This window comes from Microbacterium sp. NPDC055442, assembly GCF_053644215.1.
Genome location: NZ_JBSHLF010000005.1, coordinates 149,398 through 164,765, shown reverse-complemented (window position 1 = coordinate 164,765; position 15,368 = coordinate 149,398). Strand labels below are relative to the sequence as shown.

The following is a 15,368-nucleotide window of genomic DNA, read 5'->3' as shown; positions in this document are numbered from 1 at the left end:
CGTAGGTCTGTTCTAACGTTTCGGCATGTCGGAACTGCATCGCGTGAGGCGATGGGCCGAGGCGCTCATCGTGACCCATCTGGATTCGTCGTGGACGTTCGCGTTCGATAACGCCAAGCGCCGAGCGGGCCTGTGCGACTACCGCCGCAAACGGATCAGCATGTCGCGCTACCTCACCGCCCGCTACGACGATGACGACAATCATCAGACCCTGCTGCACGAGGTCGCCCACGCGTTGGCCGGTCCGGCGGCGGGGCACGGGCGCGAGTGGCTGCGCGTCGCCCGCGACCTCGGCTATGTCGGGGGCACGACGCATCGCGGTGAGACGGCGACCGATCTCGCTCCGTGGGTCGGCCGTTGCCCTGCCGGCCATCTCGCCTACCGGCACCGTCGTCCCGCGAGAGCGATGTCGTGCGCGACGTGCGCGCCGCGTTTCGACGAGCGCAACCTCTTCTCGTGGACGCGTCGCGAGATCACGGCGGCGGCGCGCCTCGCCGCCATGACGCCGCGCTGAGCGTTCAGGCCGCGATGAAGACGCCGTCGACCAGGGTCGGCACGACGGAGACGACATCGACCGCCGCGGCGTCGAGCACGACGTCGCGCGCGCCGCCGTCGAGCAGGGCCTGACCCGATCCGCTCGCCGTGAGCAGGTGACGGGTGGCTCGGCGCAATCCGTGAAACCCCTCGGCCGCGACGGCCGCCTCGGGTGAGGTGTGGTCGATGCCGAGCTTCGTGAGCGCGTCGATGACGGCTCCGGCACCGAGCAGGTCCTCGACGGCGAAGCGCGGTGCGCCGTCTCGGTCACGCTGGCCCACCGCGACGACGGCGATGCTCGTGCGGCCCGCGCGACGGGTCTGCTCGTCGAGCACGGCGCGCGCCGTGGCTGAGGCGTTGCGCAGGCATCCGAGCAGCACGACGGCTCCCACTCGGGCAGCGGCCCGCAAGACCGCCGTCGCTTCGTCGTCGCTCGCGGCGTCGGGATCGGATGCGGCGCCGCCGGCGTCGGACGCGGTGCCGTCGACGTCGGACGCGGTGCCGGAACCGGACGCGGCGCCATCGGGGCGGGACGCGGTGCCAAGGGAACCGGACGCGGTGCCGAGGCAACCGGAAACGGTGCCACCGTCGTCGCTCGCGGCGCCGGAACCGGACGCAGCGCCATCGGGACGGGACGCGGTGCCGACGGAACCGGACGCAACGGCATCGGGGCGGGACGCGGTGCCGTCCGGGGACCCGGCCTCGGCCGCAACCGCCCCGGCACCCGCCGCGATGCCATCGCCGGCGGCCGCCGCGAGTTCGTTCGTCACGCGCGTCGACAGCCCGAGCACATCGACGACCACGACGACATCGGCGGGTGCGAGACGGGCGAGACCCTCCACGCCCCACTCGAGCCGGACTTGGTAGCGGTGCTGGTCGAACGGTGACGGCATCCCTCGATGCTAGAGCCGGTGCGACACTGGAGCATGCGCATCCTGCTGAAGCTCGAGATCGATTGCGACCCGGATGCCGCGTGGCGTGCCCTGCACTCACCACGCGCTGTCGCCGAACTCTACGGACCATTCCTCGGACTTGAGCCGATGGCTCCGGGCGGGCTGCCGACGAGCCTGACCCCCGGAGACGACATCCCCGTCGAGCTGACGGCGCTCGGCGGCATCCCGATGGGGCAGCAGCTCATCCACGTGAGCGAGCGCACCGTCGCCGAGCCTGCCGGCCCGGTGCGGATCTTCCGTGACAGCGGCATCCCGCTGACCGGGCCGCTTTCGAGCCTCGACGTGTGGGATCACCAGATGGCGGTCTCGCCGATTCCCGGGCGACCGGACCGCACGCTGTGGCGCGACCGCCTCGTGATCGGCGGCCCGACCGCCGCCGCCCTCTGGCCCGTGCTCTGGGCGACGTGGCAGTGGCGCGGTGCGCGGATCCGCGCCCTCGCCCCCACCTGGGCGCACGACCCCGCCGACTGACCCGGCGCCCCCAACCACCGGCCGCCCCACGCCCACCCATACCGATCCCGTCGAACCCGACGTCGCCGCCGTCCGGTTCGACGCGATTCGTGCGGTTCGCCGCCCGGGCGACCGCGCCCCGCCACCCTGACCCGGCGTCCCCGACCCGGCCCCCCGACCCAGCGCCCCCGACCCGGCGCCCCCGGCCACCAACCACTGGCCGCCCCACGCCCAGCCGTACCGATCCCGCCGACCCCGACGTCGCCGCCGTCCGGTTCGACGCGATTCGTACGGTTCACCGCCCGGGCAACAGGACCACCGGCCGCCCCACGCCAGCACCGCACGGACGGGGCCGCGGGGCGGCATCCGGTCTCGGCGCCTACTCGGCGAGCGCTTCGACGGGGGCGACGCGCGTTGCGATGCGCGTCGGCACGACGGCCGCGACGAGGGTGAGCACCGCCGTCGCGACGACGATCGCGACGATGGGCCACAACGGCACGACGGGCAGCACGAAGGTCGGCGAGAGCCACAGCGGCGGCACGCGCACGGCTCCGAGCAGCGACTGGGCCCCGGCCCAGCCGTAGGCGATGCCGAGCACGAGGCCGAGCGCCGTCGAGGCGATCGTGATGTGCGCGGCCTCGAGCAGCACCATGCGCCGCACCTGGCCGTTGGAGACCCCGAGCGAGCGCAGCAGCCCCAGCTCGCGACGCCGCTGCACGACGCCGAGCGTGAGCAGATTGACCAGTCCGACGGCAGCGATGACCGCGGACACGGCGACCAGGCCCATCATGACCGCCGAGAACAGGTCGATCACGAGGGCGAACTCGGGATCGGGGATGCCGCCCCCCGAGGCGGTGACGACCGCTTTGGCCGTTTCCAGCGCGACGGCGAACATCGTCACGAGTGTGACTCCCATGACGACGCCGATCGCCATGCGGCTCGAACGTTCCGGGTGGCGCAGAGCGTTCTCGGCGGCGAGGCGTGCCGTCGCCGAGCGGCCGAAGGCGCGTCCGACGAGCCGCAGCACGGGCGGCATCACGACCGTCGCCCCGAGGGCGAGTCCGGTGAACGAGAGCACTCCGCCCGCGAAAGCGACGATGACGCCGAGGGGCGAGACGAGCCCCGCGAGGATTCCAACCGCGAGCAGCGCCGCGCCGATGCTCAGCAGCACGACGGCCACGACGTTGCGCCGCGTGCGACTGGCCACGTCGGCGTGCGAGACCTCGACCGAGCTGCCGAGCGCCTGCAGCGGCGTGACCGCCAGGACGCGGCGCGATCCCACCCACGCCGACGCCCATGTCGTGAGCACGACGATCACGGCCGGCGCCAGCAGGTCGGGGCGCACGAGTGTGAAGTCGAGTCCCTTCAGTCCGAGCGCGGTCTCGGCCAGGAGCACGCCGGCCGCCGACAGACCGGTTCCCAGCACCAGCCCGATGAGGGCTCCGACGGCGCCGACGACGAGGCCATGACGCGCGACCTCGGCGCGCTGCGAGCGGGCCGAGGCGCCGATGAGACGCAGGAGCGCGATGCGCCTCGTGCGTCCGGCGATGACGGTCGCGAACGTGTTCGCCGTCACGATCGAGGCGACATAGACGGCGAGACCGAGCAGCAGCCCCGTGAGGATGGAGACGACGATCGCGAGCGTCTCGCTGTCGCCGATGTACGGGTCGGCCCGCAGCATCGCGCCGATGAAGGTCGTCGCCGTGAGCAGCACGACACCGAAGGCGGTGGAGATCCCCGCCACGAGGATGCTGGCACCCATGCCCCGCTCACGCAGGTACCCGAGAGGCGCCGCGCGGGTCGCTGCGACCTCGGGGCGCGGCATCCGATCGATCGCCGTGGCGCTCACGACGAGACCTCGGCGCCGAGCTCGGTCGCGAGCATGTACGCGGCGATCTCTTCGGCGCTCTGGCGGGGCTTGTCGGCGACGATGCGGCCGTCGCCGAGGAACAGCACCCGATCGGCGTGGCTCGCCGCGACCGGGTCGTGCGTGACCATCGCGATCGACTGACCGTGCTCGCGCGTCGCGGCGGCGAGCAGGCGCAGCACGTCCCGTCCGCTGCGCGAGTCGAGATTCCCGGTCGGCTCGTCGGCGAAGACGAGGTCGGGCGCCGTCGCGAGTGCCCGGGCGATCGCGACGCGCTGCTGCTGGCCGCCGGACAGCTCGTGCGGGCGGTGACGCAGCCTGGCGGCGAGACCGAGAGAGTCGACGAGCCCGTCGATGCGCGTGCGTTCGAGCACCGTCGGGCGCCGGCCGTCCAGGTCGAACGGCAGCATGATGTTGGCCAGGGCGTCGAGGGTCGGCACGAGGTTGAAGGACTGGAAGACGAAGCCGACGCGGCGGCGGCGCAGGATCGTCAGTTCGAGGTCGGACAGACCCGTGATGTCGGTGTCGCCGATCCAGGCCCGACCGCTCGTGGGCGCGTCGAGGCCGGCCATGATGTGCATGAGCGTGGATTTGCCCGAGCCGGACGGGCCCATGATCGCGGTGAACTCGCCGCGGCGGATGCCGACGCTGACGCCGTCCAATGCGCGGACGGTGCCGGCCCCGGTGCCGTAGGTCTTCGTGAGGTGCTGCACCCGGGCGGCGAGCCCGAGATCGGTCGATGTCAGTTCCATGCTTCGACGGTACGAACCGGGCGAGGTCCACCGCGTCGGTCTGTCGGGGCATCCGTCTACATCTCGAGGATGATCCTCTTCCGCGCGACGCCGGCTGGTCGTAGTCTCTGCTTCGTCAGCGCGAAGGAGCGATCATGGCCGCGACACCCCTCCCCTCCAGCGGAGCCGTCTCCCCGGAACCGAAGACCTGCGACGCGAGTGGCATGGCCGAGATCCACCGCATGTTCCTGGCAGGCTTCCGCGAAGGGCCGTCGCTCGTGCGCGGGGTGCGGACCGGGAACACGGCGCACGCCGAGGTCGTCGCGACGCAGCTCGACCTTCTCTCGAGTGCTCTGCACGCCCACCACGACGGTGAGGACGAGAGGCTGTGGGGTGCTCTCGTCGAGCGCTCCCCCGCCTGCACCGTCCACGTGGAACGTATGAAGCAGCATCACGCCGCGATGCTCGCCGAGCTGACGGCGATGGATGCTGCGCTGCCCGCGTGGCGCGCCTCCGCGACCTCCGCCACGGCCGCACCGCTGCTCGCGGCGCTCGACGGGATCAACGGGGCTCTGGCGATCCATCTGCCCGACGAGGAGCAGAACATCGTGCCCGTCATGGAGCGCACCATCACCCAGAAGGAGGTCGAGTGGTTCTCGGAGCACGGGCGCGCCTCGACGCCGAAGGGGCAGACGTGGAACGCGCTCGGCGCGATCGTCTCATCGCAGCCCGACGGCGGCGATGCATGGCTGCGCAAGAACCTGCCGGCCCCGGTGCGGGTGATGTGGCGGTGGGTGGGCAAGCCCCGCTACGAGCGCACGCGCGCGGCGCTCGAGGGGCGCTGACGCGCGCCCTCCCACAGGGGCGCGTGTCAGGTGAGCCCGTGCTCGAAAGCGAAGACGACGAGCTGCACGCGGTCGCGCAGGCCCAGCTTCGTGAGGATGCGGCTGATGTGCGTCTTGACCGTCGCTTCGGAGAGGTATTCGCGCCCGGCGATCTCGGCGTTGGACAGTCCGCGCGCCGCGAGCGCGAAGATCTCACGCTCGCGCTCGGTGAGCGTCTCGAACTCGGCAGGGACGCTCACTGCCTTCGGCTGCGAGAAATGCGCGAAGAGGTCGCGGGTGGCGGATGCCGCGATGACAGCCGATCCGGCGTGCACGGTGCGGATCGCGGCGAGGAGGAACTCCGGCTCGGCGTCCTTCAGCAGGAAGCCGCTGGCCCCCTGCCGGATCGCGCGCGCCGCGGCCTCGTCGAGGTCGAACGTCGTGAGCATGACGATGCGCGGCGGGTCCGGATCGGCGAGCAGCTCGGCGGTCGCCGTGAGACCGTCCATGACGGGCATGCGGATGTCCATGAGCACGACATCGGGGCGGGTCGCCCGCACGACGTCGATGGCTTCGCGCCCGTCGGATGCTTCGCCCACGACCTCGAGGTCGGCCTGCGATGCCACCAGCATCCGGATGCCGGCGCGGAACAGCGCCTGGTCATCCACGAGCACGACACGGATCATCGGGAACCCTCCTGACGGATCGGCAAGGTGGCGGTCACGACGAATTCGGCCCCGTGCGGCGCAGCGTCGAACCGCCCGCCGATGAGGTGCGCACGCTCCCCCATGCCGATGAGCCCGTGGCCGGTCCCGGCGGGTCGATCCCCCGGCTTCAGCGGGTTGCGCACGGCGAGGTCGACGCGGTCGGGATGCCACGCGAGCCCGACCGAGACCACCCCGGCGCCATGCCGCAGCGCGTTCGTGAGCGCCTCCTGCAGGATGCGGTACACCGCGAGCTGCACGGCGGCCGGCGGCTCGCCCGGCGGCACGGGATCGACGGCGACGCGCAGCTCGACCCCCGCCGCACGCACCTGCGCGTACAGCTGCTCCAGGTCCGCGAGGGTGGGCTGCGGGCCGACGCTCTGGCTGTGACGCAGCTGTGTGAGCAGCATCCGCACGTCGGACAGTGCGGAGCGCGCCGTCGTCGAGATCGTGCCGAGCGCGGTCGTCGCGGCGGAGGGGTCGGCGGCCGCGGCGTAGCGGGCGCCGTCCGCCTGTGCGATGACGACGGCGAGCGAGTGCGCGACGACGTCGTGCATGTCGCGTGCGATGCGGACGCGCTCCTGCTCGACCACGGCCTCGGCCTCGGCCCGCTTCTGCGCTTCGCGGTTCGCCCGCGCGCGGCGCGCCGAGCGCACGAGCGCTCCGATCGTCCAGGCGAGGCCGAGGGCGAACGCGGCGGCGATGAGGATCGCGAGGGCGAGGGGGATCGCCTGCCACGTGATCGCCCCACCCACGACGAGAGGCCCCGCCAGCAGGTACACCGTGATGACGACCGCACCGACGAACGCGGACGCGAGCCCGATCCAGTACACGCGGTTCGATCCGTACGCGGCCGCGGCGAACAGCACGACGAACACCGCGAGGTCGGCGAAGGTCGGTGGGCGGCCGAGCGCCATCTGGATGACGGCCGCGAGCCAGGCGATCGCGAGGGCGAGGCCCGGAGCGAGCCGGCTCAGCGCGGCGGCGACGGTGAACGGCACGACGAAGGCGAGCGCGCCGAGGACGTCGCCCGAGGGGTACAGCTCTGTGCCGGCCGCCGTGGCGAGCTCGATCGGAAGCGCCACCGCGAAGAAGACCAGCGCCGCCGTCGCGTCGACGACGATCTGGTAGGGCTTCAGGCGACGGAACACGGCTTTCACGCTACGGGAGAGCGCGAGCCGCGGCATCCGTCTGGCGATGTATCCCACGCGACACCCCTCTCCCGTCGACTTGCGCCTTGTGCGCGCGACGCGCCGCGTGTCGCGCGCACAGAGCGCAAGTCGACGGATGGGGCTCACGCGGGCGGCGCACGGCGCAGCGCGCAGGGCGCGAAGGTCCACGGCGCACGGCGCAGGGCGCAGGGCGCGAAGGTCCACGGCGCAGGGCGCGAAGGTCCACGGCGCACGGCGCTGCCGCTCCCCTTCGTCGACTTGCGCCTTGTGCGCGCGACGCGCCGCGTGTCGCGCGCACAGAGCGCAAGTCGACGGATGAGGGCGGCGTCCTCGCGATGGATCCCGCGAAAGCCCTTGCCCGGGCGTCCGCGGCAGGCTTGACTGTCCCGACACAGGAGCCGTGACTGAACGGAGACACGATGACGACGGTACGCGCGGCGATCTCGCAGACGACCTGGACGGGCGACAAGGAATCGATGCTCGACAAGCACGAGGGCTTCGCACGGGATGCCGCTGCGCAGGGTGCGCAGGTGATCTGCTTCCAGGAGTTGTTCTACGGTCCGTATTTCGGCATCACGCAGGACCAGAAGTACTACCGCTACGCGGAGCCCGCCGACGGCCCGATCGTGCAGCGGTTCGCCGCCCTCGCGAAAGAGCTCGGGCTGGTGTCGGTGCTGCCGATCTACGAAGAGGCCCAGACGGGCGTCTACTACAACACGTCGGTCATCGTCGATGCCGACGGCGAGGTGCTCGGGATCTATCGCAAGCACCACCTACCGCACCTCGAGAAGTTCTGGGAGAAGTTCTACTTCCGCCCCGGCAACCTCGGCTACCCCGTCTTCGAAACCGCGGTCGGCCGTGTCGGCATGTACATCTGCTACGACCGGCACTTCCCCGAGGGATGGCGCGAACTCGGCCTGAACGGCGCGCACATGGTGTTCAACCCCAACGCCACCAAGCCCGGGCTGTCGAACCGGCTGTGGGAGGTCGAGGGCCCGTGCGCCGCGGTCGCCAACGGCTACTTCGTCCTGCAGCCCAACCGCGTCGGCCGCGAAGACAACGAGTACGGCGACGAAGCGGTCACCTTCTACGGCACCAGCCAGATCATCGACCCGCGCGGTGACTTCGTCGGCGAGCGAGGATCGAGCGAGCACGAGGAGCTGCTCGTGCGCGATCTCGACATGGACATGGTCCAGCAGATGCGCGACGACTGGCAGTTCTATCGCGATCGCCGCCCCGACTCCTACACGGGGATCGCGAAGCCATGACCACGACACTCATCACCGGCGGCACGGTCGTCTCGGCGACAGGGCGAACGCAGGCCGACGTGCTCATCGACGGCGAGACGATCGCGGCCGTGCTCGCGCCGGGCTCGCAGCTGCTCGGCACCGATGTCGCAGCATCCGTCGAGCGGGTCATCGACGCGACCGGCAAGTACGTCATCCCGGGCGGGATCGACGCGCACACCCACATGCAGCTGCCGTTCGGCGGCACGAACGCGAGCGACACGTTCGAGACGGGGACGCGCGCGGCGGCGTGGGGCGGCACGACGAGCATCATCGACTTCGCGGTGCAGCGCTACGGCGAGCGCGTGCAGGACGGCCTCGCGCACTGGCACGAACTCGCGGCGGGCAATTGCGCCGTGGATTACGGCTTCCACCAGATCGTCGGCGGCGTCGACGAGGACTCCCTGCGGGCGATGCGCGGCCTCGTCGATGAGGGCATCTCGAGCTTCAAGCTCTTCATGGCGTATCCGGGTGTCTTCTACTCCGACGATGCGCAGGTGCTGCGGGCGATGCAGGTGAGTCGCGACACGGGTCTGCTCACGATGATGCACGCCGAGAACGGGCCCGCGATCGACGTGCTCGCGGCGCAGCTCGTCGAGCGCGGCGAGACCGACCCGTACTTCCACGGCATCGCTCGAGCGTGGCAGATGGAGGAAGAGGCCACGCACCGTGCCATCATGCTCGCGAACCTCACGGGCGCGCCGCTGTACGTCGTGCACGTGAGCGCGAAACAGGCCGTCGAACAGCTCGCGGCGGCACGGGACAAGGGTTGGAACGTGTTCGGCGAGACCTGTCCGCAGTACCTCTACCTGTCTCTCGAAGAGCAGCTCGGCGCATCGAGCGAGCGGTGGGGCGCATTCGAGGGGGCGAAGTGGGTCTGCTCGACGCCGCTGCGCTCCCGCGAAGAGGGACACCAGGACCACATGTGGCAGGCGCTGCGCACGAACGACCTGCAGATGGTCTCGACCGACCACTGCCCGTTCTGCATGAAGGACCAGAAGGAGCTCGGGCTCGGCGACTTCCGCGCCATCCCGAACGGGATCGGCTCGATCGAACACCGCATGGACCTCATGTACCAGGGCGTCGTGACGGGCCGGATCACGCTCGAGCGGTGGGTCGAGCTCACCTCGACGACACCCGCGCGCATGTTCGGGCTGTACGGGCGCAAGGGCGTCATCCAGCCGGGCGCCGACGGCGACGTCGTCATCTACGACCCGAACGGGCACACGAGCATCGGGATGCCGGTGGACGAGAACGGCAACCCGACGGGCCGGACCCACCACATGAACATGGACCATTCGGCGTGGGAGGGGTTCGAGATCGACGGACACGTCGACACGGTGCTCTCCCGCGGTCGGGTCATCGTCGACGGCGGGGAGTATCTCGGCGCGAAGGGCGACGGCCGGTTCCTCAAGCGCGGCTTGTCGCAGTACCTGGTGTGACGTGGACTTCGGCGTCGTTCTGCAGACCAATCCGCCCGCCGCGCGCACCGTGCAGCTGGCGAAGCTCGCCGAGTCGCACGGCTTCAGCCACGTGTGGACCTTCGACTCGCACCTGCTGTGGCAGGAGCCGTACGTCATCCACTCGGCGATCCTCGCCGAGACCCATCGCGTCACGGTCGGGCCGTTCGTCACCAATCCCGCGACGCGCGACTGGACCGTGACGGCATCCGTCTTCGCGACCCTCAACGAGATGTACGGCAACCGCACCGTGTGCGGGATCGGGCGCGGTGACTCCGCCGTCCGTGTCACGGGCGGCAAGCCCACGACGCTGGCGGAGCTGCGCGAGGCCGTGCACGTCATCCGCGAGCTCGGCAATTCGCGCTCCGTCGAGCACAACGGCGCGACGCTGCAGTTCCCGTGGAGCCGCGGGTCGAGCCTGGATGTCTGGGTCGCGGCCTACGGCCCGATGGCCCTCAAGCTCACCGGCGAAGTGGGCGACGGGTTCATCCTGCAGCTGGCCGACCTCGACATCGCCGAGTGGATGATCACGACGGTGAAGGATGCCGCGGCCGCAGCGGGCCGCGACCCCGACTCGCTCGCGATCTGCGTCGCCGCGCCCATGTACATCGGCGACGACGTCGCCCACATGCGCGATCAGTGCCGCTGGTTCGGCGGGATGGTCGGCAACCACGTCGCCGACATCGTCGCGAAGTACGGCCACCACGGCGCGGTTCCCGAGGCCCTCACGTCGTACATCGCGGGGCGCAAGGGATACGACTACAACACGCACGGCAAGTCCGACAACGATCACGTCGACTTCGTGCCCGACGAGATCGTCGACCGCTTCTGCATCCTCGGTACGGCCGACGAGCACATCGCCAAGCTGAAGCGGCTGCAAGAGCTCGGGGTCACGCAGTTCGCCGGCTACCTGCAGCACGACAGCAAGGAGGAGACGCTCCGCGTCTACGGCGAGACCGTCATCCCCGCACTCACGGCGCACGCCCCCGCGAAGCGCTGACTCCGGGTGCGCGGGAGCGCCACCCGGGGCGCTCCCGCGCCGCGCTGACCGCGAGACTGCAGACGACCGCCGAGACTGCGGGGTTCACCCGCAGTCTCGGCCCCCCGTTGCAGTCTCGCGGGTAACGGGGTGCGCGCTGAGGCTGGCGCGGGCTCCCCCGGGTCCGCGCGAGGGGTTAGCGTGGGACGGTGAGCGGAGCGGTGCGGCGCGGGGTGAGGCACGGCGCCTGGGGCGCAGCGATCGCGCTCGCCGTCGGGCTCGTCGCGAGCGGATGCACGGCCGGCGGCGAAGGGCCGGCACCGGTCCGCGCGCTCGAGAGCGGCGACCCGGTCGAGCTCGCACCCGTGACGCTCCAGCTGCCCGACACGGGCACGACCCGGTACGCGGGATACCTCGTCGCCGCCGAGCGCGGCTACTACGAGGACGAAGGCCTCGACGTCGAGATCATCGTGTCCGACGACGAGACGCCTCCGTCCGATGAGGGACTCGAGCCGGCGTCCGGCTTCACCGTCGCCGATCTGGACTGGGCCGTCGCGCCCGCCGACGCCGAGACGGATGCCGGTGCCGATGCCACCGACGCGACCCCCGACGCCGCCGAACCCGACGTCGATGCGGATGCGGATGCGGAGGCGGACGCCGATCCGACGGCGGCCGCCGGTTTCGTCGCCATCGCCCATATCTTCGCCGACCCCACGGCATCGCCGCCGTGGTCCGACGCCGTCTGGGCCGACGCGGAGCGGCTCGAGACCGACGAGGCCTATGCCGATGTCGCGGCGCGCTTCCTCGCGGCGACCGCCAAGGGGTGGGTCTTCGCGCGGGATGCCCCCGACGAGACGTCCGAGATCGTCCTCGCCGCCCGTCCCCTCGACGAGTCCGCGAGCCGGGTGCCGACGATGCGCGAGGTCAACGCGCTCATCTGGCCGGCCGTGGCGGGCTTCGGGATCATCGACGACGCGGCCTGGCAGGTCGCGGTCGACGCTGCCCTCACGGCGGCCGGGGGTCCCCGTCGCCTGCTCGATGGGGATGCTCCGGCCGTGCCCTACACGAACGAGTACATCGAACGCGGACTCGACGCCCTCGAGCGGGACCGCATCGACATCACGGGCGAACGCGTCGCGGGGGCCCGGCAGCCGGATTGAGGCTGCGCGGATGACGACGTTCCGTCTCGGTTCGGCCCCCGTCTGCCGCGCTCTCACTTGACCTCGGGTCGCGGGACGACGAACGTAGCCGAGGAGACCCCGCTGACTGGAGGAACCATGACGGACGATCTGGATGCCGAGACGACCCGACTCGACCGGGCCCACGTGTTCCATTCGTGGTCTGCACAGGGCGCACTGTCGCTGCCGGTCATCGCGGGCGGTGAAGGGACGAGGGTGTGGGATCACGCCGGCAACCGCCTGCTCGACTTCTCGAGCCAGCTCGTCAACGTCAACATCGGCCACCAGCATCCGGCCGTCGTCGCCGCGATCCAGGAGCAGGCCGCCCTGCTCGCCACGATCGGCCCCGCGACGGCGAACCTCACGCGAGCGCGAGCTGCCGAGCGCATCGCCGAGAAGGCGCCCGAGGGGATGAACAAGGTCTTCTTCACCAACGGCGGCGCCGACGCCGTCGAGAACGCGATCCGCATGGCACGCCTGCACACGGGCCGCGACACCGTGCTCTCGACCTACCGGTCGTACCACGGCAACACCGGCGCGGCGATCGTCGCGACGGGCGACTGGCGGCGGATGCCGAACCAGTACGCCCGCGGGCACGTGCACTTCTTCGGGCCCTTCCTGTATCGCACCGAGTTCTGGGCGACGACGCCGGAGGAGGAATCCGAGCGCGCCCTGCACCATCTGGAGCGCGTCATCGAGTCCGAGGGTCCGCAGACGATCGCGGCGATCCTGCTCGAGTCGATCCCCGGCACGGCGGGGATCATGCCTCCGCCCCCGGGCTATCTCGCCGGCGTACGCGCACTGGCCGATAAACACGGCATCGTCCTCATCCTCGACGAGGTGATGGCCGGGTTCGGCCGCACCGGCAAATGGTTCGCGTTCGAGGGGCACGGCGGCGAGCCCGACCTCATCACCTTCGCGAAGGGCGTCAACTCGGGCTACGTTCCCGTCGGCGGCGTCATCATCTCGGATGCGATCGCGGCGACCTTCGACGAGCGCGTCTTCCCCGGTGGACTGACGTATTCGGGGCACCCATTGGCCGCGGCATCCATCATCGCGTCGATCGATGCGATGCAGAGCGAGCGCATCGTCGAGAACGCGCGCCGCATCGGGGAGGAGGCGATCGGGCCCGGCCTCGCTCAGCTCGCCGAGGCTCACCCGCTCATCGGCGAGGTGCGCGGCGAAGGCGTCTTCTGGGCGCTGGACATGGTCAGCGACCGCGCGACCCGCGAACCGGTCGGCGCCGATGTCATCGCGCGACTCAAGAAGGAGCTCATGGCTCGGGGCCTGCTGCCCTTCACGGCGGAGAACCGCATTCACGTCGTGCCACCGTGCGTCGTCACCGCCGACGAGGTGGCCGAGGCCATGTCGATCTACGACGAGGCGCTCACGAGCGTCGAAGCCGACCTCGGCTGAGCGCAGCCCCTTATCTCGAAGAAGAGCATCCACGGAGGGAACACCATGACCGCGAACACGATCCTCGACCACTGGGTCGGCGGCGGCGCCTGGACGGGCGCCGGCACCCGCACCGGAGACGTCTACAACCCCGCGCTCGGGACGGTGCAGAAGTCGGTGCGCTTCGCGACCGCCGATGACGTCGCCGCGGCGGTCGACGTGGCTTCGGATGCCGCGCGCTCCTGGCGCGACGCATCGATCGCCAAGCGCCAGACAGTCATGTTCGCCTTCCGCGAGCTGCTCAATGCGCGCAAGCAGGAACTCGCCGAGATCCTCACCGCCGAGCACGGCAAAGTGCTCTCGGATGCCCTCGGCGAGATCGCGCGCGGCATGGAGGTCGTCGAGTTCGCGTGCGGGCTCGGGCACCTGACGAAGGGCGCCTACTCGGAGAACGTCTCGACGAGCATCGACGTGTACACGCTGCGCCAGCCGCTCGGTGTCGTCGGCATCATCAGTCCCTTCAACTTTCCGGCGATGGTGCCGCTGTGGTTCTTCTCCATCGCGATCGCGGCGGGCAACGCCGTCGTGCTGAAGCCCAGCGAGAAGGACCCGAGCGCGGCCAACTGGCTCGCCGAGCTCTTCACCGAGGCGGGTCTTCCCGACGGTGTGCTCAATGTCGTGCACGGCGACAAGGAAGCCGTCGACGCGCTCCTGGCGAACCCCGGTGTGAGTGCCGTCTCGTTCGTGGGATCGACGCCGATCGCGAAGTACGTCTACGAGACCGCGACGGCGGCCGGCAAGCGCGTGCAGGCCTTCGGCGGAGCGAAGAACCACATGCTCGTGCTGCCCGACGCCGACCTCGACCTTGCCGCCGACGCCGCCGTGAACGCCGGATTCGGCTCGGCCGGCGAGCGCTGCATGGCCATCTCGGTCGTGCTCGCCGTTGACTCGGTCGCCGATGTGCTCGCCGCGAAGGTCGCCGAGCGCATGCGCACACTGCGCACGGGTGACGGCATGCGTGGGTGCGACATGGGTCCGCTCATCACGAAGGTGCACCGCGACAAGGTCGCGTCGTACATCGATGTCGCGGCATCCGACGGAGCCGACGTCCTCGTCGACGGCCGGGATGTCGAGGTCGATGGCGACGCCGACGGCTTCTGGCTCGGACCGACCCTCATCGACCGGGTTCCCACCTCGTCGACGGTCTACACCGACGAGATCTTCGGGCCGGTGCTGTCGATCGTGCGCGTGGAGGGCTATGAAGAGGGCCTGTCGATCATCAACGGCAGCCCCTACGCCAACGGCACGGCGATCTTCACGAACGACGGCGGTGCCGCGCGGCGCTTCCAGCGCGAGGCGACGGTCGGGATGATCGGCGTCAACGTGCCGATCCCCGTGCCCGTCGCGTACCACTCGTTCGGAGGGTGGAAGGCATCGCTGTTCGGCGACGCGAAAGCGTACGGGCCCCACGGGTTCGACTTCTTCACGGCCGAGAAGGCCATCACATCGCGCTGGCTCGACCCGTCGCACGGCGGCCTCAACCTGGGCTTCCCCCAGCACGACTGATACGGGCCGCGCCGCCGCCGCACACCCCTCTTCGCCGAACCCGACCTTTCCCGTCGAACCCGACCACCACGACGTCCGGTTCGGCAGGAAAGGTTCGGCTCGACCCGTCGCACGGCGGCCTCAACCCGGACTTCCCCAGCACGACCGAGACGGGCCGGGCCGGGCCTCCGTCGCCCCCTCCCCGCCCGAACCCGACCTTTCCCGTCGAACCCGACCACCACGACGTCCGGTTCGGCAGGAAAGGTTCGGCTCGACGAGCGAAAGGCCCC

14 protein-coding genes are annotated in these 15,368 nt (G+C 70.8%); 9 read left to right on the top strand and 5 right to left on the bottom strand.

Annotation, left to right across the window (positions count from 1 at the left end):
* The first annotated feature begins 25 nt into the window (after nt 1-25).
* On the top strand, nt 26-514 hold the full coding sequence (locus ACWIBS_RS12820) for a SprT-like domain-containing protein (protein ID WP_376130870.1): 489 nt from the start codon (nt 26-28) through the stop codon (nt 512-514).
* Nucleotides 515-518: 4 nt separating this feature from the next.
* Here ACWIBS_RS12820 and ACWIBS_RS12815 read toward each other — a convergent pair whose 3' ends face one another.
* Nucleotides 519-1,427, bottom strand: coding sequence for a 2-phosphosulfolactate phosphatase (locus ACWIBS_RS12815; RefSeq protein WP_376130873.1), 909 nt, complete (start codon nt 1,425-1,427; stop codon nt 519-521).
* A gap of 33 nt (nt 1,428-1,460) precedes the next feature.
* On the opposite strand from ACWIBS_RS12815, the gene ACWIBS_RS12810 reads away from it, so the two are divergent.
* Nucleotides 1,461-1,958 (top strand): hypothetical protein, encoded by a 498-nt coding sequence (locus ACWIBS_RS12810; RefSeq protein WP_376130876.1) that lies wholly within the window; start codon nt 1,461-1,463, stop codon nt 1,956-1,958.
* A 358-nt stretch (nt 1,959-2,316) separates the two neighbouring features.
* Here ACWIBS_RS12810 and ACWIBS_RS12805 read toward each other — a convergent pair whose 3' ends face one another.
* The gene (locus tag ACWIBS_RS12805; protein ID WP_376130878.1) at nt 2,317-3,786 is read right to left on the bottom strand and encodes an ABC transporter permease; all 1,470 of its coding nucleotides are present in this window, start codon (nt 3,784-3,786) and stop codon (nt 2,317-2,319) included.
* Nucleotides 3,783-4,556 carry an ABC transporter ATP-binding protein gene (locus tag ACWIBS_RS12800; protein WP_376130881.1) on the bottom strand — a complete coding sequence of 258 codons (774 nt, stop codon included), beginning with the start codon at nt 4,554-4,556 and terminating at the stop codon, nt 3,783-3,785. The genes ACWIBS_RS12805 and ACWIBS_RS12800 overlap by 4 nt, the downstream gene beginning before the upstream one ends.
* A gap of 134 nt (nt 4,557-4,690) precedes the next feature.
* Here ACWIBS_RS12800 and ACWIBS_RS12795 point away from each other — a divergent pair, with 134 nt between their 5' ends.
* Entirely contained in the window at nt 4,691-5,380 is a 690-nt protein-coding gene (locus ACWIBS_RS12795) for a hemerythrin domain-containing protein (RefSeq protein WP_376130884.1), read from the top strand.
* A gap of 26 nt (nt 5,381-5,406) precedes the next feature.
* Here the strand turns inward: ACWIBS_RS12795 and ACWIBS_RS12790 are convergent, their stop codons facing one another.
* Together ACWIBS_RS12790 and ACWIBS_RS12785 are read right to left on the bottom strand one after the other, a co-directional pair.
* The gene (locus ACWIBS_RS12790; RefSeq protein ID WP_376130886.1) at nt 5,407-6,045 is read right to left on the bottom strand and encodes a response regulator; all 639 of its coding nucleotides are present in this window, start codon (nt 6,043-6,045) and stop codon (nt 5,407-5,409) included.
* Complete coding sequence (locus tag ACWIBS_RS12785) at nt 6,042-7,214, bottom strand: sensor histidine kinase (protein ID WP_376130889.1); 1,173 nt, start codon at nt 7,212-7,214, stop codon at nt 6,042-6,044. Before ACWIBS_RS12785 ends, ACWIBS_RS12790 begins: the two co-directional genes overlap by 4 nt.
* Before the next feature lie 440 nt (nt 7,215-7,654).
* Here ACWIBS_RS12785 and ACWIBS_RS12780 point away from each other — a divergent pair, with 440 nt between their 5' ends.
* The 6 genes from ACWIBS_RS12780 (at nt 7,655) to ACWIBS_RS12755 (ending at nt 15,099) form a co-directional block, all read left to right on the top strand.
* The gene (locus tag ACWIBS_RS12780) at nt 7,655-8,503 is read left to right on the top strand and encodes a nitrilase-related carbon-nitrogen hydrolase (protein ID WP_376131496.1); all 849 of its coding nucleotides are present in this window, start codon (nt 7,655-7,657) and stop codon (nt 8,501-8,503) included.
* Nucleotides 8,500-9,963 (top strand): dihydropyrimidinase, encoded by a 1,464-nt coding sequence (gene hydA, locus ACWIBS_RS12775; protein ID WP_376131499.1) that lies wholly within the window; start codon nt 8,500-8,502, stop codon nt 9,961-9,963. Before ACWIBS_RS12780 ends, hydA begins: the two co-directional genes overlap by 4 nt.
* 1 nt (nt 9,964) lies before the next feature.
* Nucleotides 9,965-10,981 (top strand): TIGR03842 family LLM class F420-dependent oxidoreductase, encoded by a 1,017-nt coding sequence (locus tag ACWIBS_RS12770; protein ID WP_376131502.1) that lies wholly within the window; start codon nt 9,965-9,967, stop codon nt 10,979-10,981.
* Between the two features lie 188 nt (nt 10,982-11,169).
* Nucleotides 11,170-12,120: an ABC transporter substrate-binding protein gene (locus ACWIBS_RS12765; RefSeq protein ID WP_376131464.1), complete on the top strand. Its 951-nt coding sequence runs from the start codon at nt 11,170-11,172 to the stop codon at nt 12,118-12,120.
* Nucleotides 12,121-12,237: 117 nt separating this feature from the next.
* Nucleotides 12,238-13,554, top strand: coding sequence for an aspartate aminotransferase family protein (locus tag ACWIBS_RS12760; RefSeq protein WP_376131461.1), 1,317 nt, complete (start codon nt 12,238-12,240; stop codon nt 13,552-13,554).
* A 45-nt stretch (nt 13,555-13,599) separates the two neighbouring features.
* Complete coding sequence (locus tag ACWIBS_RS12755) at nt 13,600-15,099, top strand: CoA-acylating methylmalonate-semialdehyde dehydrogenase (RefSeq protein WP_376131458.1); 1,500 nt, start codon at nt 13,600-13,602, stop codon at nt 15,097-15,099.
* Nucleotides 15,100-15,368: the final 269 nt, after the last annotated feature.

Excerpts from the sequence above, each read along its gene's own strand:
- ACWIBS_RS12820 (WP_376130870.1), top strand. The coding sequence starts at position 26 with ATGTCGGAACTGCATCGCGTGAGGCGATGGGCCGAGGCGCTCATCGTG.
- ACWIBS_RS12815 (WP_376130873.1), bottom strand. The coding sequence starts at position 1,427 with ATGCCGTCACCGTTCGACCAGCACCGCTACCAAGTCCGGCTCGAGTGG.
- ACWIBS_RS12810 (WP_376130876.1), top strand. The coding sequence starts at position 1,461 with ATGCGCATCCTGCTGAAGCTCGAGATCGATTGCGACCCGGATGCCGCG.
- ACWIBS_RS12800 (WP_376130881.1), bottom strand. The coding sequence starts at position 4,556 with ATGGAACTGACATCGACCGATCTCGGGCTCGCCGCCCGGGTGCAGCAC.
- ACWIBS_RS12795 (WP_376130884.1), top strand. The coding sequence starts at position 4,691 with ATGGCCGCGACACCCCTCCCCTCCAGCGGAGCCGTCTCCCCGGAACCG.
- ACWIBS_RS12790 (WP_376130886.1), bottom strand. The coding sequence starts at position 6,045 with ATGATCCGTGTCGTGCTCGTGGATGACCAGGCGCTGTTCCGCGCCGGC.
- ACWIBS_RS12780 (WP_376131496.1), top strand. The coding sequence starts at position 7,655 with ATGACGACGGTACGCGCGGCGATCTCGCAGACGACCTGGACGGGCGAC.
- hydA (WP_376131499.1), top strand. The coding sequence starts at position 8,500 with ATGACCACGACACTCATCACCGGCGGCACGGTCGTCTCGGCGACAGGG.
- ACWIBS_RS12760 (WP_376131461.1), top strand. The coding sequence starts at position 12,238 with ATGACGGACGATCTGGATGCCGAGACGACCCGACTCGACCGGGCCCAC.
- ACWIBS_RS12755 (WP_376131458.1), top strand. The coding sequence starts at position 13,600 with ATGACCGCGAACACGATCCTCGACCACTGGGTCGGCGGCGGCGCCTGG.